Annotated in this window: 16 protein-coding genes and 1 riboswitch; of the genes, 4 read left to right on the forward strand and 12 right to left on the reverse strand. The window is 72.1% G+C overall.

Going from position 1 to position 18878, the window contains the following annotated elements; genetic code table 11:
• Positions 1-120: 120 nt before the first annotated feature.
• The gene (locus ACH34R_RS01680; protein ID WP_397559493.1) at positions 121-3918 is read right to left on the reverse strand and encodes a S8 family peptidase; all 3798 of its coding nucleotides are present in this window, start codon (positions 3916-3918) and stop codon (positions 121-123) included.
• Positions 3919-4114: 196 nt separating this feature from the next.
• Here ACH34R_RS01680 and ACH34R_RS01685 point away from each other — a divergent pair, with 196 nt between their 5' ends.
• The gene (locus ACH34R_RS01685; RefSeq protein ID WP_397559494.1) at positions 4115-5110 is read left to right on the forward strand and encodes a helix-turn-helix domain-containing protein; all 996 of its coding nucleotides are present in this window, start codon (positions 4115-4117) and stop codon (positions 5108-5110) included.
• A 23-nt stretch (positions 5111-5133) separates the two neighbouring features.
• Here ACH34R_RS01685 and ACH34R_RS01690 read toward each other — a convergent pair whose 3' ends face one another.
• The gene (locus tag ACH34R_RS01690) at positions 5134-5850 is read right to left on the reverse strand and encodes a lysophospholipid acyltransferase family protein (RefSeq protein WP_397559495.1); all 717 of its coding nucleotides are present in this window, start codon (positions 5848-5850) and stop codon (positions 5134-5136) included.
• Between the two features lie 183 nt (positions 5851-6033).
• Here ACH34R_RS01690 and ACH34R_RS01695 point away from each other — a divergent pair, with 183 nt between their 5' ends.
• Positions 6034-6798: an alpha/beta hydrolase gene (locus ACH34R_RS01695; protein WP_397559496.1), complete on the forward strand. Its 765-nt coding sequence runs from the start codon at positions 6034-6036 to the stop codon at positions 6796-6798.
• A gap of 66 nt (positions 6799-6864) precedes the next feature.
• Positions 6865-7368 (forward strand): hypothetical protein, encoded by a 504-nt coding sequence (locus tag ACH34R_RS01700; protein ID WP_397559497.1) that lies wholly within the window; start codon positions 6865-6867, stop codon positions 7366-7368.
• A 16-nt stretch (positions 7369-7384) separates the two neighbouring features.
• Here the strand turns inward: ACH34R_RS01700 and ACH34R_RS01705 are convergent, their stop codons facing one another.
• The 6 genes from ACH34R_RS01705 to ACH34R_RS01730 all read right to left on the reverse strand — a co-directional run bounded on the left by ACH34R_RS01705 (position 7385) and on the right by ACH34R_RS01730 (position 12442).
• Positions 7385-8578: a hypothetical protein gene (locus tag ACH34R_RS01705; protein WP_397559498.1), complete on the reverse strand. Its 1194-nt coding sequence runs from the start codon at positions 8576-8578 to the stop codon at positions 7385-7387.
• Between the two features lie 151 nt (positions 8579-8729).
• The gene (locus tag ACH34R_RS01710) at positions 8730-9422 is read right to left on the reverse strand and encodes an endonuclease/exonuclease/phosphatase family protein (RefSeq protein ID WP_397559499.1); all 693 of its coding nucleotides are present in this window, start codon (positions 9420-9422) and stop codon (positions 8730-8732) included.
• A gap of 100 nt (positions 9423-9522) precedes the next feature.
• Positions 9523-10467, reverse strand: coding sequence for an ROK family glucokinase (locus ACH34R_RS01715; protein WP_397559500.1), 945 nt, complete (start codon positions 10465-10467; stop codon positions 9523-9525).
• A 24-nt stretch (positions 10468-10491) separates the two neighbouring features.
• Positions 10492-11142 carry a hypothetical protein gene (locus tag ACH34R_RS01720; protein WP_397559501.1) on the reverse strand — a complete coding sequence of 217 codons (651 nt, stop codon included), beginning with the start codon at positions 11140-11142 and terminating at the stop codon, positions 10492-10494.
• Between the two features lie 57 nt (positions 11143-11199).
• On the reverse strand, positions 11200-11637 hold the full coding sequence (locus tag ACH34R_RS01725) for an SRPBCC family protein (protein WP_397559502.1): 438 nt from the start codon (positions 11635-11637) through the stop codon (positions 11200-11202).
• 37 nt (positions 11638-11674) lie between these two features.
• On the reverse strand, positions 11675-12442 hold the full coding sequence (locus tag ACH34R_RS01730; protein ID WP_397559503.1) for a metallophosphoesterase: 768 nt from the start codon (positions 12440-12442) through the stop codon (positions 11675-11677).
• Positions 12443-12630: 188 nt separating this feature from the next.
• Between ACH34R_RS01730 and ACH34R_RS01735 the strand changes: the two genes are divergently transcribed.
• Positions 12631-14436, forward strand: a complete 1806-nt coding sequence (locus ACH34R_RS01735; protein ID WP_397559504.1) for an AMP-dependent synthetase/ligase — start codon at positions 12631-12633, stop codon at positions 14434-14436.
• Positions 14437-14449: 13 nt separating this feature from the next.
• Here ACH34R_RS01735 and ACH34R_RS01740 read toward each other — a convergent pair whose 3' ends face one another.
• The 4 genes from ACH34R_RS01740 to ACH34R_RS01755 form a co-directional block, all read right to left on the reverse strand.
• Positions 14450-15598, reverse strand: coding sequence for a glycosyltransferase family 4 protein (locus ACH34R_RS01740; RefSeq protein WP_397559505.1), 1149 nt, complete (start codon positions 15596-15598; stop codon positions 14450-14452).
• Complete coding sequence (locus tag ACH34R_RS01745; protein ID WP_397559506.1) at positions 15595-16848, reverse strand: M48 family metallopeptidase; 1254 nt, start codon at positions 16846-16848, stop codon at positions 15595-15597. The genes ACH34R_RS01740 and ACH34R_RS01745 overlap by 4 nt, the downstream gene beginning before the upstream one ends.
• A gap of 299 nt (positions 16849-17147) precedes the next feature.
• Positions 17148-17663 carry a C40 family peptidase gene (locus tag ACH34R_RS01750; RefSeq protein ID WP_397559794.1) on the reverse strand — a complete coding sequence of 172 codons (516 nt, stop codon included), beginning with the start codon at positions 17661-17663 and terminating at the stop codon, positions 17148-17150.
• Positions 17664-17766: 103 nt separating this feature from the next.
• Positions 17767-17948, reverse strand: a riboswitch (cyclic di-AMP (ydaO/yuaA leader).
• Between the two features lie 370 nt (positions 17949-18318).
• Entirely contained in the window at positions 18319-18570 is a 252-nt protein-coding gene (locus ACH34R_RS01755) for a hypothetical protein (RefSeq protein ID WP_397559507.1), read from the reverse strand.
• Between the last annotated feature and the right edge of the window lie 308 nt (positions 18571-18878).

Consider the following 18878-nt stretch of genomic DNA (forward strand, 5'->3'; position numbering starts at 1 on the left):
GGCACAGCCGCGTCCCGGCGGCCGGAAAACGAACGCGTCCCTCACTCCCGGGGTCTACCGGGAGTGAGGGACGGCCTCCCTCATGATCCCCGCTCGCCGAATCCGTTCCGGCCGGACGGGTCAGCGGCGGGCGTAGGCGCGGATCACCTCCTGGGAGAGGCTGTTCCCGCTCTGGTCGGTGGCCTTGAGGCGGAGCGAGACGAACTCGCCGCCCGGTGAGCCCACCGAGACGTCGTACAGGCCACCGCCCTTGCCCTCCAGGCGGTCAACGGGCCGCCAGGTCACGCCGTCGTCGTAGGACACCTCCAGGGACACGTCCTTGATCTCGGCGGCCTCCGAGCCACGCTGGTGGTACAGCCGCAGGCCGAACTCGTCGCCACCGCTCCTGTTCTGGATGTCCACCGGCACGTCGTACGCGGCGAGCAGCAACGGGACGACCACGGTCTCCTCGCCCTGCGGGCGCTGCGAGCCGAACGTCCACACCGCCTTGGTCCTGGTGGACAGCTTGGCGTAGGAGCCTGGGGTCCGCACGTCGTATTCGATCCGGTAGCCCGCGGGCTCCGGCGGCAGTGCGATCGTCCCTGCCGGAACCCCCTCGGTCTGCGCGACCAGCGTGTCCCCCTGGTACAGGCGGAAGTCGGTCGTCGTCGCGCCCGGGAAGCGGCCCGTGCCGACGGTCCCGGTGTTGCCGTGGGCGTCCACGTACGCCTGTATGTCCACGTGAAGCAGGTCGCCGGTCCTGCGCAACTGGTCGTACTGCCGCACGCCCGGGGCGAGCGGCTGCCGGAACCAGTCGAGCTTCGTCACCTCCCCCGGCTTGAGCGGCCGGTTGGTGAACTCCGACAGCGAGATCCGCGACAGGTCCGGCGGCTGCCAGATGACGTTGTAGTACCTCTCCGGCGCGACCGCCGTCGCCTCCCAGCTCAGCTCGGGATCGGCGGTGACGTAGTCCACCCGGGTGCGCGGCGCGTACTGCGGGTGCCAGGCCTCGTAGGAGCCGACTTCCCAGGGCTGCCAGCCGAACCTGGTCTCCGACAGGACCACCTTGTCGGTGAGCTGGGTCCGGTACGTGGTCTCGACCGTGGCCGCTTCCTCCGGCGCCACCGTGTACTTCAGCTCGGCCGGGATGCGTCCCTCCTCGCGCTCGTAGACCTCGTAGGCGTAGGGGCTGGCCACCACACCGGTGGCGTGGACGACCACGGGCCCCGCACGCATCCGCTCCAGCAGCTTGAGGCCCTCCTCGTGGGTCAGCCGCACGGTCGGGACGGTGAGCTTCGTCCCGGTGCCGGGGAAGACCCCGTCCAGGCCGGGCGTGTCGCTGTAGATCGCCACCAGCCTGGCGCCCGCCGCGGCGGCGGCGTTGGACTGCGCGGCGACGGTGGCCGCCGGGTCCCGGCGGACCAGCGCGAGCCTGCCTCGCAGGTCCTTGCCGGCGAGGTCTTCCGGCCTGGCCCGCCCGGCGTCGACGGCCGTCAGGTCGGCTTCGCCGTCCAGGCGCGGGAACTGGGTGGACTCGTCGCTGAACCAGACCGCGTCGTAGTAACGCGGGTCGAGGTCGACGCCCGGCGTCCGCAGGGTGATCTGCGGCGCGGCCAGCCGCCATCTGCTGGCGAACCCGAACTCGCCCTTGGTCACGCTCTCGGTCGGCGTGGCGAAGAAGCGTTCTTGGAGGCTGCCCGCGGGCAGGTAGGCGTCGACGATGTCGGCGCCCTTCACCGGCTTCCGGTGCCAGATCAGCTTGGTCGCACCCTCCGGAACCGCCTGTGCGTCGGGATGTGGCGTATCGATCTCGATCTCGACCGCCTTGCGGGCGTCGAGCACCACTTCGGTGTCGCCGGTCACCTCCACCTCGGGATCGCCGGCGAAGGTGGTGTGCAGCACGCTGCCGCGGATGCCCTCCTCCAGCGGGTCCAGGCTCGGGTGGACGGTGATGACCCGCCCGAGCACGGAGTAGGTCCCGGGAAGAACGCGCACACAGGAACCGGGCAACTGGCCCTCATCACACCACTGGACCGGGTCGCCGGGCAGCGCGCGGCCGTCCAGCCCGCCGTCCTCCACGTTGACGATGTTGACCACCGGCTTGGTCTCCCGGCCGTCCCTGGCGAGCGCTTTGACGTTCAGCTCGGCCCGCTTCGGCTCTGCGTTGGCGGTCAGCAGCGTGCGCAGCGCCGGGCCGCCGGCGGTCTTGGCGACCAGTTCGATGCGCTGCCACCCGGCCTCGGCCCTGGCCGGGTCGAGGGTGACGGTCACCTGGCCGGTGCCGCCGGCGGGCAGGTCGAGCCGGGCCGGAGCGACGGTGAACGCACCGCCCGCCGTGAGATCGAGCGTGACCGGCGTCGCCGAGGGGTTGCGATAGCTCACGGTGCGGGTGACCGGCTCACCCTCAGGGGTCACCACGAGCTCGAAGTCCACGGACCCGGAGGACGCCTGGACCGGCTGGGCGAGGGCCGCGGCGATGTCGACCCGGCCGGTGCCCTGCTTGTCCACGGAGACGCCGGCGGTCGGCTTGGCGGTGCCCATGAGCAGCGACTTCAGCTCGGCCGTGGTGATCCCGGGCCGGGCCTGGCGCAGCAGCGCGGCGGCACCGGCGACGTGCGGGGTGGCCATGGAGGTGCCGGAGATCCTGGTGTAGGTGGCGTCCACCGGCTCGCCGAGCGCGGTGCCCTTCGCCCTGGCCGCGACGATGCCCACGCCGGGCGCGGTGACGTCGGGCTTGACCGCGCGCTGCATGCCGACCGGCCCGAAACTGGAGAAGCCGGCGAGCCCGTCTTCGCGATCCACCGCGCCGACGGTCAGGGCCTCCGGAGCGTCGCCGGGGCTGCCGACGCACGCCTGACAGCCGGAGTTGCCCGCGGCCACCACGAACAGCGTGCCGTATCTACGGGTGAGGTCGCCCACCGCCTCGGTGACCGGTCCGCCGGGCTCGGCGAAACCTAGGCTCAGGTTGACCACGTCGGCGTCCTGTTCCCCCGCGGCCCACTCCATCCCGTCGATGACCCAGGACGCGAAACCCATTCCTCCGCCGTCGAGTACCCGGCCGTCGAGCAGCCTCGCGCCGGGGGCGACGCCCTTGCGCGCGCCGCCCGAGCCCTGGCCGCTGCCGCCGAGGATGGCGGCGACGTGCGTACCGTGCCCGTACTGGTCACCGGTGCCGATGCCGGTGAAATCCCGTGAAGCGGCGATCCGCCCGGCGAGGTCGGGGTGCCCGGCGTCCACGCCGCTGTCCAGGACCGCCACGGTGGTGCCGGTCCCGTCGAATCCGGCGGCCCACGCGGCGGGCGCGCCGATCTGATGCGTGCTGCGGTCCAGCGTCGATCTGGCCTTGCGGTCCAGCCAGATCTTCCGCACGCCGTCCAGCGGGGTCGCGGCCTTGGTACGGCCGGACGCGGCGAGCTTGAGGAGCGCGCCGCCGAAGCCGGCCGCCTTGGCCTTGTCCAGGGTCGCCCCCGCCCCGCCGATGCTCTCCAGCGTACGCAGCGTGGTGAGCTGGGGAACCGCCGCCTTGGCGGCGTTCTTCGCATAGGTGAGGATGAGCGGAATGGCCGCCGGTCCGGCGTCGGTGAGCCCTTCCTCGGCCAGCGTGGTGACGTTGAACAGCTCGGGATCCAGGCGATCCGGGATCAAACCGAGCATGTCGTTGGGGTAGACGTACGTGTCGCCGTCGCGTTGCTGAATGCGGAACCCGGACGGCAGGGCGTTCCCGCGCCTGGCGGGCGTGACCGTGGCGGCACTCCGGCCGCCGGCCGACTCGGTGACGTGGACACGGTCACCGGTGATCAGGGTGACATCGTAGGAGCGTGGCGCGGCGGTGATCTCTGTGGGCGACGTGGCCCGGGTCGCCGCGGCCGGGGCCTGTCCGATGAGCGCCGTGGAGGCCACGGCGGTCGCGAGGGAGATGGTGGTGACGGATAAGTTCACGGCGGAACGGCGCCAAAACCGCCCTTGCCGGAGGGTCATCGACAACCTCCACAATTAGGAAAAGATCGTTCAAAGTCCTAATCGCAAGGACGTATCCCTGTCTATGGCCAGCCCATGGCGAGGACCTGACATGTCGTGAACCCGACTCCATGAGTAAAGTGTCAGCCGCCGGCACGTACGGATGGGGGCACCGAGCATGGCGGAACGGCGTCTGCTGGAGGGATTGGGGGTCAGCGCCGCGGAGGAGAACGCCTACCGGGCGCTGCTGCGGCACGGGCCGTCCACGCTGAGCGGCCTTTCCGCGGGGACCGGGAGTTCGGTGACCGCGATCCGCCGGATGCTGCCCAGGATGGAGAACCTCGGGCTGGTCACCCGGGTGGCGGGCCGCCCGCTCCGGCTGTTCGCGACCCCGCCCAACGTGGCGATCGACATCCTGGTGGCGCGCAGGCACGACGAGATCACGCACAGCCGGGCCGCCGCCGCGGCCCTGGCCGCCGAGGTCGGCGACCCGTCCGGGCACCACCCCGAGGAGGTGCTCGAAGTGGTGACCGGCCGCGAGGCGGTCGCCCGCCGCTTCCTCCAGCTTGAGCGCAACGCGACCGAGGAGTTCCTGGTCCTGGTGCATCCGCCGTACGCGGTGGACATCACCGACGAGGGGGTCAACCGGCGGCGCAGCATGCGCCGGGTCCAGGCACGGGCGATCTACGGCCCGCGCGCCTTCGACGACCCGGTCATGCTGGAGCACACCCGGCGGGCCATCGCCGAAGGCGAGCACGCCCGGCTGGGCGAGGTGCCGATCAAGATGGCCATCGCCGACGGGCGTACCGCGATCCTGCCGCTCGCCTCCGAGCCCGACCCGAACGACGCCCTGGTGGTACACCCCTCGGCGCTGCTCGACGCGCTGGTGGCGCTGTTCGAGACGCTGTGGCGGGGCGCCGTGCCGCTCCGGCTCGCGCCCGCGGGGACGGGCGATCCCATCGAGGCCGAGCCCGGCCCGTGGCCGCGGTCGTCCGACACCGAGGTGCTGACCCTGCTGGCCACCGGGCTGAAGGACGAGGCCATCGCCCGGCAGCTCGGCCTCAGCGCGCGTACCGTGCAGCGCCGGGTGCAGACCCTGTGCGAGCACCTCGGCGCCCGCACCAGGTTTCACGCGGGCTTCCTGGCGGCCCGGCACGGGCTGCTCACCCGCTGAGCCGCCCGGCGGCCAGGTGCGGGCTAGCCCTCCTGCTCGCCCGCCTTGGCCTCGCGGGCGGCGCGGACCATCTCGATCTTGGCGCTGGCGGCGTACTTGTCGACGTACTCCTGCCCGGCCAGCTCCATCAGCGCGTACATGATCTCGTCGGTGACCGCGCGCAGCACCAGCCGGTCGTCCTCCATGCCGTAGTAACGGGAGAAGTCCAGTGGTTTGCCGAACCGCACCCCCGGCCGGATGCCGAGCTTGGGCAGCGGACGCCCGGGCGGCATCATCTCGAAGGTGTTGACCATCGCCCACGGGATCACCGGCACCCGCGACTCCAGCGCGAGCCTGGCCACCCCGGTCTTGCCCTTGTAGAGGCGTCCGTCCGGCGAGCGGGTGCCCTCGGGGTAGATGCCGAGCACGTGCCCGTTGCGCAGCACCCGCAGCCCGGTGCGCAGCGCCGCCTCGCTCGCCTTGCCGCCGGACCGGTCGATCGGCACGGTGCCGACCCCGGAGAAGAACATCCGGCTCAGCAGGCCCTTGATCCCGGTGCCGGTGAAGTATTCGGCCTTGCCGAGCGAGATGACCTTGCGCGGCAGGAACAGCGCGCCGAAGAAGTGGTCGGCGAACGACAGGTGGTTGCCCGCCAGAATGACCGGCCCTTCGCGCGGCACGTTGTCAGTGCCCTCCGCCCACGGGCGGAACACCAGGTGAAGGAACGGCCCCAAGATGGCCTTGACCACCCAGTAGAACACTCGGGCACCTCTTCTCGGCATCGGTGGCCGCCGCGGGCCGCCATTCAGGTCCGGCGCCGGTACGGTAGGGCAGCCATCTTCCCATCTTCCGGCCGGGAAGTCTCACCGCCAAACCGGCGTTCCTCTCCCCAAACCAGCGTGTCTCATGCGACGATCGGGCGAACCGCCGAAGGAGGGAGCGCGATGCCCGTGCTGCCCGGCGCCGAGCCGTACCACCGTGACGAAGGCCCCGTCGGCGTGCTGTTCTGTCACGGATTCACCGGCACACCGCAGTCGCTGCGGCCCTGGGCCGAGCATCTGGCGGGGGCGGGCCTCACCGTCGCCCTGCCGAGGCTCCCCGGCCACGGCACCACCTGGCAGGAAATGAGCCGCACCCGCTGGGAGGACTGGTACGCGGAGCTGGACAAGACCTTCGCCGACCTGCTGGGGCGCTGCGCGGAGGTGTTCGTGGCGGGCCTGTCGCTCGGCGCGTGCCTGGCGCTGCGGCTGGCCCAGGTACACGGCGCGGCGGTCCGCGGCGTGGTCGCGGTCAACCCGTCGCTGACGGTCGATGTGCCACTGCTGCGCCTGGCCCCGGTGCTGAAGCTGGTCATCCCCTCGGTGGCGGGCGTGGCGGGCGACATCAAGAAAGCGGGTGCGACCGAGCTCGCCTACGCGCGCACGCCGGTGCGCGCGGCGGCGACCCTGCCCCGGCTGTGGTCGCTCGTGCGGTCGCGGCTGGACCTGGTCACCCAGCCGCTGCTGGTCTTTCACAGCCCGGACGACCACGTCGTCAAACCCACCAGCGTCAGGCTCCTGCGCGAGCGCCTGACCGGCGGCAACCTGACCGTCGTCGAGCTGGCCGACAGCTACCACGTCGCCACGCTCGACAACGACGCCGGCGAGATCTTCGCGGGGAGCCTGGACTTCATCAGGACGCACGCCTCGGTACCCTTACAGAGGGACTGACCCGATGGGTGTGGCGGCCTCGGGAGGAAGAAGGCACGGGACTTCGATGACTGACAGGCCCACTACGTGACGCCCCAGAGCGACGAGGACGAGGTCTGGCGGCAGATCGTCGCCTCGTTCAACGAGCCGTCCGCGGACTCCGCGGAGGATCACCCCTGGCCGGACAGCGAGAACCTTCCCTCCGAGCCCGCCAGGCGGCCTCTCGGGCACGACGGCGACGAGCCGGGCACGGGGGGCGACGCCGATGGGGCGGCGCCCGACGGTGATCTCACCGACGCGGCCGACGCCGTTGACGCCGCCGGCGCCCCGGCCGAAGACGAGGAGGGACACTACGTCCCCCCGCTCCCGCCGCCGCTGCCCAAGGCCGACGCCTCCACGCGGATCGCCTGGGCCGCCCTGTTCGGCGGTCCCGCCTATCTGCTGCTGGCCGTGCTGCTCGGCTGGGAGTTGCAGAGCTGGGCGCTGTTCGCGGCGGTCGCGGCCTTCGTCGGCGGGTTCGTGATGCTGGTGGTGCGCAAGGGCGACGGCCCGCCGGGCGGCTCCGGCTGGGACGACGGCGCGGTGATCTGACCGCCCTCAGGCGGTCCTATGACCTGGTGGCGGGCGTCGCGCCGGCCGAGGGCTCGCCGTCGAGCGCCTTGGGGCTCTTGGGGCCGAACCGCTCGACCACGTCGGTGTAGGCGTCCTTGTCGTCGATGACGTGGCCCACCGCCCACACGGTGTCGTCGGTGCCCGGCAGGTGGCTCACCGCCTGTAGCCGCATGGTCCGCGGCGACCCGGTGGACTCGCCGCGCACGATGTCGGTGTGCTTGCCCTGGTGTCGCAGCAGGAACGCCTCGCCGGGGCGGCCGGGGTCGTGGCCGGAGATCCAGAAGGTGCCCTTGCCGTCGCCGGTCACGCCGTACAGGCGTGCGTCGCCGTCGGGCAGCTTCACCTGGGACCAGCGCTTGCCGTTCCAGGACAGCACCAGCGGGGAGATCTCGCCCGAACCGCGGTAGACGCCGCCGATCGCCAGGGCCCGCTTGGGCCCGTCGCTGTGGACGTCGCGCAGGTAGCCGCCGCGGATGCGCGGCACCGCGACCCTCTTCCAGGCCCCGCCGCCGGACTGGCGCATGATCAGCGGCCTGCCCTCGGCGTCGCCGACCGCGAAGCCGTCGCCCTTCGCGGTGAGCGACACGCCGTACAGGGTGCCCTCCTCGCGCATGGACTCCACCCGCCAGGTCGCGCCGGTGCGGGTGACGATGAGCGGCTTGCGGTCGCGGCTGCCGACCGTGGCCATCCGCCCCGGCACGGCCGCGACGCCCGCCAGCCAGTCGCTGGCCCGAAGCTGGTCGACGCCCACCCGGTCGAAGCCGGAGCCGTCGCCGTGCGCGACGTACGGCAGGCCGTCGTGCCCGGCGCCGACCGTCCACAGGTCGTTCGCCGCTGCGGCGGCGATCGAGCGCAGGTATCCGGCGCCGGTGTCGTCGTTGCGGATGCCCACCTGGGTCCACGCCCGGCCGTCCCAGTGGGCGATCGCGCCGCGGTTCTCCCAGGCGTCCCAGATCTCCTGCTGGCCGACCGCCCAGACGTCCGTGCTCGACAGCCCGGCCACGTCGGCGAGGGAGCTGTCGCCCTGCAGCCGCACGCGCTCGGTCCGCAGCCAGGACTCGGCGAGCGCGGGCGGGCGCGTGGGATCGGCGTGCGCGTAGGCGGCCGACGTGCCAGGAAGGACGAGCCCGGCGAGGAGCGCCGCTCCCGCGCCCGTCACCACCACGCGCCGCAGTGAGCGGCTGGTCATAGTCAGAATCGTACGGGGATGCTCTCACCCGTGTGGACATCCGCCTCGTCAAGGACAGGTGTCACATCAGTATGAATGACCCTTTCCGCCTCAAGTTCCCTGCTCAGCGACGGTTCGCCAGGGTCATGTATCGAGATGGTCGCGCGGGCGGTCAGGAGGCCCGCAGCTCGGCCACGACCGGCAGGTGGTCGCTGGCGGCGGCGAGGTCGGCGGGATCGGCGTCCACCCCGCCGCAGGACACGATCGACAGGCCGGGGCCGGCGAAGACCGCGTCGATCCGCTTGGCCGGCCGCCTGGCGCTGAACGTCATCCCCTCGCCGCGCGGGGCGCGGGCGTAGCAGTCGGCGAGGCGGCCCGCCAGGTGACGGAAGGTGTCCTGGTGGGCCTGCTCGTTGATGTCGCCGGCCAGTACGAGGGCCGCGCCGTACGGCTCGGCCGCCGCCTCCAGCAGCGTCACCGCCTCCTCCGCGTGCCGGGCGCGCGCGGCCACGTGCAGGTCCAGGTGCACCGAGGCGACCGCGACGCGCAGCCCGCCCGACTCCACCACCGCGATCGCCGTCGCCCTGCGCTCCAGGAAGAAGTAGAAGCGCAGCAGGTGGGTCTCGGCGCGCAGCACCCGCACGTCGGGGCCGGTCAGCACCGCGGTACCGCCGCGCCGCCGGCCGGCCGCCACGATCATCCCGGTCTCGGCGGCGAGCCGGGCGCGCTTGCGCCGCCAGGACCACCGCCGGGGGACCTCCTGGACGCACAGGATGTCCGGCCGGGTCGCCCGGATCACCCGGACCAGCGCCGGGACGTCGTCGCGCATCCCGTGCACGTTGTACGTCGCGACCCTGATCGTCATGCAGCGCAGGGTAGTTCGGGGCGCGCCGGCCCGGCCAGCACCCTGACCGCTACCGGACAGGGCCGTCGTTCCCGGTCAGAACCGGCGCATCGGGTGATGCTCATCGGCGCCGGGCGAGGTCGGCCGCGCCCACCAGCCCGGCCGACGCGCCCAGTTCGGCGAGCCGGATGTCGGCGACCGGGCGGTGCCCGCTGCCGGTGAGCGCGCGGGTGAACGACTCCCTGACCCGGTCGATGAACAGGTCCGCCGCCCGTGACACGCCGCCGCCCAGGATGAAACAGCCCGGGTCGAGCACCGCCGCCATGTCGGCCATGCCCTGGCCGAGCCAGTGGCCGATGCTCGCGAAGGCGGACAGCGCCGCGTCGTCGCCCGCCCTGGCGGCCTCGGTGACCTCCTCCCCCTCGATGTCGGCGGGCGAGCCGCCGGCCATCTCCAGCAGCGTGGCGGCGCGCCGCGGCTCGCCGGCCGCGATCACCCTGGCCTCCTCGACCAGCGCGCTGCCGCTGGCGTAGCGCTCCCAGCAGCCGAGATTGCCGCACCCGCACAGGCGTCCGCGCTGGACCACCTGCATGTGGCCCATCTCCGCGCCCATCCCCCACCGGCCCCGGTACAGCTCGCCGCCGAGCACGATGCCGCCGCCGATGCCGGTGCCGACGGTGACGCACACGATGTGGCTCTCCCCGCGGCCCGCGCCGTACCTGGCCTCGGCCCAGGCCATCGCGTTGGCGTCGTTCTCCACCACGACGGGCAGGCCGACGAGGGCGGCCACCTTCTCGCGCAGCGGCTCCTCGCGCCAGGCCAGGTTGGGGGCGAAGCGCACGATCGAACGGGTCTCATCGACGAACCCGGCCGCGCCGAGGCCGACCGCCTCCACCTGGTGCCCGTGCGCCAGCTCCTTGATCACTTCGGCGATGGTCTGCGCCACCTGGTCGGGATAGTCGGCGGGGGTGGACCGCAGGGTCTGGGCGACGATCTCGCCGTGCTCGTCGACCAGCCCGGCGGCGACCTTCGTCCCGCCGATGTCCACGCCAATGGTCAGCGCCATCTGCCAGCCTCTCTCCAAGGGCGGTCAGCCCAGGTCGTTGTGCTCCCCACGGTCGCCGGGGGCGTCCCGGTCGTCTCTGGGCCTGCGCGGGGGCGCCGGGCGCGCCAGCGCGTCCACCGCCTCGCGCAGCGCGGTGACCAGCTCGCCGCCGGCCGCCACCAGATGGTCGGCGATGTCGGTGCCGACGCCCGCGTTCGTGTTCTGCCCGGCCTCGCGGCGCGCGGCGATCACCCGGCAGACAGGACAGGATCGGCAGATGTAGCCGTCCTCGTGCGCATAGATCGCCTCCTCCCAGACGTCGCGCTCGCCGCGCTGCCCGCCGCCCCCGCCGAACACCTGGCCGATGCCTTTGCCGATGCCCTTCCTGGTGCCCCACAGCAGGCCGCGGCCGATCTCGCGGGCGGCGCGGTCCTGGAGGGAGTCGAGCAGCCGCCTGGCCTCGCGCGCCACCACGGTGAGCGGATCGCGGCCCTCGGCCCTGGCCCGCTCGACCTCACGCTCCCAGGCCGCCCGCCGGGCCGCCTCGGCCCGTTCGTCCCACTCCGCACTCCCGGCGTCCCGAGGTTCGGGGACACCGGGCTCGGCGGCATCGGCGGCATCGCCGACCTGGTCCACGACGGCGCTCCACGGATCTTCCGCACCCCTGCCGCCGTCAATGTCACGGTTCTCAGTCATTCAAGGCCTCCTGACTCGAACCGTACCCGCAGGTGACCTTCGCGGCGCGCGCCCGCGTCATGCCGCCTCGACGCGCTTCTTCAGCCCCTTCAGCGCGGTGTCCACGATGACCTTCTCGGCCTTGCGCCTGATCATGCCGATCATCGGCACCTTTAGCTCGACGGCCAGCTCGTAGGTCACCTTGGTGCCGCCGCCGGCCGCGGCCAGCCGGTAGCCGCCGGTCAGCCCGGACACCATGGCCCCGGGCTCGGCGATGCGCCAGCCGACCGCCTCGTCATCGTGCCAGTCGTAGGCGAGCACGTAGGAGTCGCTGATCACCCCGGCGTCCAGCGTGAACCTCACCTCGGCGGGCCGTCCGGCCGCGTCGGCGGAAAGGACCTGCGCGGACTTCACCTGACCCGCCCACTCCGGGTAGGCGGCGAAGTCGGCGATCACCGCCATGACGGCCGACCGGTCCGCGGCGATCGTGATGCTGGAGGTGGTGCGATCAGCCATGGGCTAACCGTACTCGTTCCCCCGATGCATCACATAGTCACCACTCCAGGGCATAGGGTGTGCGTCTGGCCCGAAAGTGCCCGACATTTATGCATTCGGTGCGGCCGATCCTGGTCCGGGCGGCCAGCGGCTGGTGGACGTGGCCGAACAGCGCGTACTTCGGCTGGGTCTCCTTGATCGCCTGGAGCGTCGCCTCGCTGCCCCGCTCGAACCGCCGGGCCACCACGTCGTACAGCAGCTCGGGCACGGCCGGCGGGATGTGCGCGCACAGCACGTCCACCTGGCCCACGGCGGCCACCTTCGCCGCGTACTCCTCATCGTCGATCTCGTAGGGGGTGCGGTAGCGCGTGCGCAGCCCGCCGCCGACGAACCCGAAGGTCAGCCCGCCGATCTCGACCCGCTCGCCGTCCAGGATGTGGTGCCCGTCGCGGGCGTGGCCCGCCCAGAAGCGCGGCACGTCGACGTTGCCATAGGTCATGTAGGCGGGCGTCGGCATGGCCGCGAACAGCTCCGCGTACTGCTTGTCGACCATCCGCTCGATGTGCTCGCCGGGATCGCCGTCCAGCGACGCCCACAGCCCGGCCGACATGACGCGGGCCTCATCGAACCGGCCCGCGGTGCGCAGCCCGACGTAGCGGGCGGCGTTGTCCGCGCCGAACAGCTCCGGGAAGATGCCCTGTGAGTGGTCGGCGTAGTCGATGAACAGCACGAGGTCGCCCAAACAGATCAGGGCGTCCGCGCCGTCTCCCGCGCGGGCCAGGGCATCGGCCCTCCCGTGCACATCGCTGACGACATGGACCCGCATGGCCGACATCCTAATCAGCCGCGCGAGCGCCGCCGGGGGCGGGTGCGGCGCGTTCCCCGGGCCTTCGGGCATGCACTGGTAGCGTGGGGTGCATCGTTGGTAACGCGTGGGTTTCGAGCCCTACCCACACGTAACTTATCGCGGTAGCGTCCCAGCCATCGATCGACATGCGCCGCAAGGAGTGTCCCGTGCGCGAGTACAGCGTCCCGGTGCTGGTGGACGTCCCCCCGGCCGCCAACTGCACCGACACGGTGTTCGAGCGGGCCGAGCAGCAGCCCGGCACCGTGATGATCCGCCGCAAGGACGGCGACGGCTGGTCGGCGGTGACCGCCAGGGAGTTCCGTGACGAGGTGGCGGCGCTGGCCAAGGGGCTGATCGCCATGGGCATCACCCCCGGCGACCGGGTCGGGCTGATGTCGCGCACCCGCTACGAATGGGCGGTCATCGACTACGCGCTCTGGGCGGCGGGCGCGGTCAGCGTGCCCATCTACGACACCTCCTCGGCCGACCAGATCAAGTGGATCCTCGCCGACAGCGGCGCCAGGGCGGTCTTCGTGGAGCTGACCGACCACCGCGACACCGTGCGCGAGGTCGAGGACGAGCTGCCCGCCGTCGCGCACCTGTGGTGCGTGGAGGACGGCGCGCTCGGCGAGGTGACCGCCGCCGGCGCCGAGGTCACCGACGAGACCTTGGAGGAGCGCCGCACCTCGCGCGGCATCGCCGACCTCGCCACGATCATCTACACCGCCGGCACCACCGGCCGGCCCAAGGGCTGCCGGCTCACCCACGACAACCTGCTGTTCACCGCGCGCAACGTGGCGGCGGGACCGCTGGAGCAGATGTTCGAGGCGCCCGACCGCTCCGGGCTGCTCTTCCTCCCGCTGGCGCACAGCCTCGCGCGGATCATCCAGATCGTGCTGATCGAGACCGGGACGGTCATCGGCCACTCCCCCAACCTGCGCGCGGTCGCCCCCGACCTGCAGTCATTCAAGCCGAGCTTCCTGCTCGCGGTGCCCCGCGTGTTCGAGAAGGTCTACAACAGCGCGGTGCAGCGGGCCGCCGCCGACGGCAAGGGCAAGATCTTCAAGCTGGCCGCCGACAGCGCGGTCGCCTGGAGCCGCGCGGAAAGCTCCGGCGGCGCGAGTCTCGGGCTGCGGCTGCGCCGCGCGGTGTTCGACCGGCTGGTGTACGGCAAGCTGCGCGCCGCCACCGGCGGCAACATGACGATGGCGGTCTCCGGCGGCTCCGCGCTCGGCGAGCGGCTCGGCCACTTCTTCCGGGGCGTGGGCATCGAGGTGTTCGAGGGGTACGGCCTGACCGAGACCTCCGCCCCCTCCACGGTCAACATGCCCGGCGGCAACAAGATCGGCACGGTGGGCAAGCCGCTGCCCGGCGTGACCATCCGCATCGGCGACGACGGCGAGATCCTGATCAAGGGCCGGCACGTCTTCGACGGCTACTGGAACAACCCCGAGGCCACCGCCGAGGTGATCGACGAGGAGGGCTGGTTCCACTCCGGCGACGTGGGCGAGCTCGACGCCGACGGCTACCTGCGCGTCACCGGGCGCAAGAAGGAGATCCTGGTCACCGCGGCCGGCAAGAACGTCGCCCCGGCTCCGCTGGAGGACCGCATCCGCGCCCACCCGCTGGTCAGCCAGGCGCTGGTGGTGGGCGATGACCGGCCGTTCATCGCCGCCCTGGTCACCCTCGACGCCGAGGCGCTGGAGCAGTGGAAGAGCGTCAACGGCCGCGCCTCGGCCACGCTGGCCGATCTGAGCGCCGACCCCGCCGTCCTCGCCGAGGTCCAGAACGCCATCGACGAGGCCAACCGGGTGGTGTCCAGGGCCGAGCAGATCAAGAAGTTCGCGGTGCTGCCGATCGAGCTCACCGAGGAGACCGGGCACGTCACCCCCAAGCAGTCGATCAAGCGCTACGTGGTGATGGCGGAGTTCGCCAAGGAGATCGACGAGCTGTACGTCGACACCCGCTCCTGAGCGCGGGCGCCGCTCACGGGGCCAGCAGCTCGGCGAACCGGCCGGCCACCAGGGGCCAGGACCACTCGCGCGTGGTCCAGGCCCGGCCCTGGTCGCCCATCGCCCGGGCCCTGCCCCGGTCGCTCAGCAGCTCGACGAGCGCGGCGGCGACCTGTTCCACCGATGTGCCGTCCACCAGCAGGCCGGTCTCGCCGTGCCGTACCGCGTCGGGCGCGCCGCCAGAGGAGCCCGCGATCACCGGCAGCCCGGTCGCGGACGCCTCCAGGTAGACGATGCCGAGCCCCTCCACGTCGATGCCGCCCAGCCGGGTGCGGCAGGGCATCGCGAAGACGTCGCCCGCGTCGTAGTGGGCGGGCAGGGCCGTCCACGGCACCGGCCCGGTGAACCGCACGGACCCGCCGAGCCGCGCCGCGGACCGCTCCAGCGCCCTGCGGCCCGGACCGCCGCCGACCAGCAGCAGCACGGCGTCGGGGACCGCCCGCAGCACCCGAGGCCAGGCCCGTACCAGCACGTCCTGGCCCTTGCGCGGGACCAGCCGCGACACGCACACCGCCACTGGACGCCCGGACAGCCCGAGCCGTTTGCGCACCTCGGCCCCACCGGCGCCCGGACGGAACACCGTCGTGTCCACGCCCGGGGTGAGCCTGGCCAGTTTGCCGGGGTCGATCACCCGCTCCAGCCGGCCCCGGGTGTACTCGCCCAGGTAGGTCACCACGTCGGCGTGCGCGCCGATCCGCGCGAGCACCTGCCGGGGGCCCGGCAGCCGCGCCCACGACGCCTCGTGGCCGTGGGTGAGCATGACGACCCGCCTGGCCCCGGCCGCGCGCAGCGCCGGGGCCAGCAGCCCGAGCGGCGCGGCAGCGCCGAACACGACCGTCTCGATCCCGTGCAGCCGCACCAGCCCGGCCGCCCGGCGGGCCACGGCGGGCAGCGGCAGCATCAGCGCGCCAGGGTGGCGCACGACCTGGTACGGCTGGCGGCCGTCGAACGCCTCGCACCCGGGCCAGCGCGGCGCGTAGACGACCACGGAGCCGGGAGGGCGGTGCATCGCCAGCCCGTGGACGAACGCCTGAATCCCGCCCGGCCGGGGCGGGAAGTCGTTGGTGACGATCAGCGTCCGGGCGGCGCCGTTGGGCTCCGGCCGTAGGCCGGGCGGCGTCATGGCTCCGGCACACGATCGCGCAGCGCCCACGAACGGGCGGCGGCGATCCGCTGGGGAGCCGTGGGGTGGGAGGAGTAGAGCAGGTATTCAAACCGGTCGGGGTCGAGGTCGGCGATGTTGGTGAGCGCCAGCCGCCGCTGCATCGCCACGAACGTGCCCGGGTCGCGGGTCAGGTCCAGCGCGTGGACGTCGGCCCTGGCCTCGATGTGCCTGCTGACCAGGTTCTGGCCCGGGCCGGACAGGAAGGCGGCCAGGCTCATCAGGCCCATCAGCAGGCCGACCGCCCGGGGGTCGGCGATCGAGGGCACGGCGGCGCGGCGGCGCGGCGCGCCGGCCGAGGTCACCAGGTAGAGCAGGATCACACCCCAGGCCGCGCCGAGGCCGCCGATCAGGGTGCCGGAAAGGACGTCGTCGCGCTCGGCGTGACCCAGCTCGTGCGCCACGATCAGCTCGATCTCGTTCTCCGGGGCCTTGAGCAGCGTGTCGTAGACGACGATGCGGCGGGTCGCGCCGAACCCGGACACGTACGCGTTGAGCGCCGTGGTACGCCGGGAGGCGTCGGCGACCAGCACGTCGTCCACCGGCACGCCGTCGCGGCCGGCCATGGCCAGCAGGTCATCGCGCAACCGCCCGGCCTGCATCGGCCGGAAGTCGTTGAAGATCGGCTCCACCACGACGGGGTAGACGAACGAGGCGGCCAGCGTCAGCGCGAACGCGCCCAGGGCCGCCGGAATCCACCAACGGGCGAACCGCCGCGCCAGCGCGATCAGCACGACCACCATGAGCGCGGTGAGCAACGTGCTCACGGCGGTGTTCTTCAGCCGGTCGGCGCTCCAGGACAGCCAGGTCTGCGTGGAAAGGCCGTACTCGCGGAGGTAGGTCTCCGACCAGACGCCGAGCGGCCACCGCAGCAGCTCCACCACCACCGTGAGCGCCACCACGCCGCCCACCGCCTTGACCCACCAGGGACCGGGCACGCGGCCCACCACCCGCGCCCCGAACGGCGTCGCCACCAGCACCACGGCGAAGACCAGCCCGAGCGCGAGGGACAGATAGGCGGGCGCGCTGAGCGCCGCGTCGAACGCCTGCGACCGGGCGATCTCCGCCGCGGTGAAGTCACGGGCCGGATCGGCGGCCACCTCGGGCGCGCCCGGCGGCAGCGCCCGCCACGGCGTCGTCACCGCGACGATCCCGGCGAGAGCCAGGCCGAGCACCACCAGTGCGGCCCATGCCGCGCGCAACCCCCGCACGTCAGCCACTCCCCCCGCCGGCGCCACATCTAGTAGCGCATTCTCCAGGATCGGCCGGTCGCGGGGCCACACTTGCGCGTCCACGCCGTGTCCGCCGGCCGGCAGTGGAGCCTATTCAAGCGGATGGAAGCGTCTCCACGGCGGGTCCAGGTCTTTGCCGCCGCGCCGGATTTCCACGATTGCGGAGAAATGCGGGTGATCACCGTCGATCACGAAAAAGCGGCCCCGTCCCACCGGAGGGGAACGGAAGGACGGGGCCGCCTTCGCGTCGGCGGTCTCCGGAAAAAGCGCCGCCGGAACTAAAGGCCCGGCCGTACGGCGCCGCTGAAACTCGCCTTGCGCCAGCCGCTCAGCTTCTCGACGCGGACCGTCTTTCCGCTGCTCGGCGAGTGGACCATCTTGCCGTCGCCGACGTACATGCCGACGTGTCCCTTACCGCGGAAGAACAGAAGATCTCCCGGGCGCAGGTTCTTGAAGGACACCTTCTTCTTGATACGGGTGTACTGGCTGTACGTCACCCGGGGAAGACGCACTCCGGCCTTCTTCCAACTGAACTGAACGAGGCCAGAGCAGTCGAAGGCGCTGGGGCCGCTACCTCCCCACCGATAGGGGTCGCCGACCTGTTTCTTGGCCACCGAAACGGCCTTGGCGGCCTTGATCCGCTGTGTGGCGGCCCTGCTGAGTTTCTTGGCCGCCGGCACCGCGGAATTCTCGCTCTCCGCCTCGGCGGGGGACGGCGTTTCCGCCGGGTCGGTCTGCATGGCGGTCGGTTCGATGGCGGCCGTCGCCTCCGCCGCAGTGGCCTGCAGCGACATCGTCACCACCGAGGCGGTGACGGTGAGGGCCGCGCCGCCGAGGGAAAGGCGGACACGGTGAGACGGCCGTGAATCATACACGGATGCGGACAGGATCGCTCCTCAACTCTTCCACGAACGCCTACCGGGTTAGCTGACGGATTCGGGCGGGGAAGTTCGCCCTACGGCGCTCATGCGCCGATTCACCCCAGGCCGTTTCCCGCAGCGAAACGCTCGGTGCGGGACGGGCCCATTGGGTCCCCGGCTCCATGCCTCATGTCTGCATGGATTCGGCAGGGTCACCACCCGGAATCGGGGGGTACGGCACGCGTCGCGGCGGACGGGCGGTGACCAAGCGGATCTCGCCATTCAGAAAACGACACCGGCGGATCCGGGCCGATGTCGTGCGGCGACTTGGCATGTTCGCCGCGATGCGAGAAGGTACTCCCATCGCCATATTCCGGCAAAGGGCCGACAAAGCGCGGAGATCGAAAAGGCCCTCGTTGATCTCTCGAATCCCCCGCGCCACATGGGGTTCCCGGCGCCCGATGTGACACTGCTCACATATCGGTGAATCATGTAACAGAGATCACATATGGCCACCGTGGCTCACGATCTTCACTCCCGTCACGAGAGGCGTTTTTCGCGAACTCCGCAAAGGGCGCGGTAAGCCGTGCTAGGCTCCAGTCCCACTGGAAGTCCCACCGAACAGGAGCGACGACAGGGCGACCGGGTGCCGGCGGGAGGCCGCATCGAGCGGACCGGAAAGCCGTACGAGCGGGCCGTCCACGCGGGCGTCCCGGACGACCACCCGAGGGAGCGCGACGCCATGGAGGCCGCCCTCGCTGTCACCAGAGGCCGCGTCCCGCGCGAGCCGCCGCCGTTCGAGCAGGTACCACGACCTCGGCCACACCGCGAGCGAGAGCAAGGCACCGTCCTGACAGGGCTGCCACCCAAGGCCGTCCAGAGCGACGATGAGCGGCCCGTGCCGCCCTGCGGCCTCGTAGCGGCCAGAGCGCGCCTGGAGGAGCCGGACGATCGGCCTCCTCCCCGGAGTGGCGGCCGACCGCTTCGGGCTGATCTACATCGCCCTGGCCGGCGATGCCCGCTCGATCATCGGGGCCCACCGCGCCGGGGGCCGAGGCCCTGAAAGAGGGCAAAAGAAAACGGCCAGGCCGCTCGTGCGACCTGGCCGTGATCTACCCGGCGGGCACGCTCGCGCGGCCCGCCGTCCGA

The sequence above is a fragment of the Spongiactinospora sp. 9N601 genome (assembly GCF_044326295.1).
Lineage (GTDB): Bacteria > Actinomycetota > Actinomycetes > Streptosporangiales > Streptosporangiaceae > Spongiactinospora > Spongiactinospora gelatinilytica.

What these genes read in the sequence shown, in the direction of transcription:
- ACH34R_RS01685 (WP_397559494.1), top strand. Translation starts at nt 4,115, where the DNA reads ATGGCGGAACGGCGTCTGCTGGAGGGATTGGGGGTCAGCGCCGCGGAG.
- ACH34R_RS01695 (WP_397559496.1), top strand. Translation starts at nt 6,034, where the DNA reads ATGCCCGTGCTGCCCGGCGCCGAGCCGTACCACCGTGACGAAGGCCCC.
- ACH34R_RS01705 (WP_397559498.1), bottom strand. Translation starts at nt 8,578, where the DNA reads ATGACCAGCCGCTCACTGCGGCGCGTGGTGGTGACGGGCGCGGGAGCG.
- ACH34R_RS01710 (WP_397559499.1), bottom strand. Translation starts at nt 9,422, where the DNA reads ATGACGATCAGGGTCGCGACGTACAACGTGCACGGGATGCGCGACGAC.
- ACH34R_RS01715 (WP_397559500.1), bottom strand. Translation starts at nt 10,467, where the DNA reads ATGGCGCTGACCATTGGCGTGGACATCGGCGGGACGAAGGTCGCCGCC.
- ACH34R_RS01720 (WP_397559501.1), bottom strand. Translation starts at nt 11,142, where the DNA reads ATGACTGAGAACCGTGACATTGACGGCGGCAGGGGTGCGGAAGATCCG.
- ACH34R_RS01725 (WP_397559502.1), bottom strand. Translation starts at nt 11,637, where the DNA reads ATGGCTGATCGCACCACCTCCAGCATCACGATCGCCGCGGACCGGTCG.
- ACH34R_RS01730 (WP_397559503.1), bottom strand. Translation starts at nt 12,442, where the DNA reads ATGCGGGTCCATGTCGTCAGCGATGTGCACGGGAGGGCCGATGCCCTG.
- ACH34R_RS01740 (WP_397559505.1), bottom strand. Translation starts at nt 15,598, where the DNA reads ATGACGCCGCCCGGCCTACGGCCGGAGCCCAACGGCGCCGCCCGGACG.
- ACH34R_RS01750 (WP_397559794.1), bottom strand. Translation starts at nt 17,663, where the DNA reads ATGTCGCTGCAGGCCACTGCGGCGGAGGCGACGGCCGCCATCGAACCG.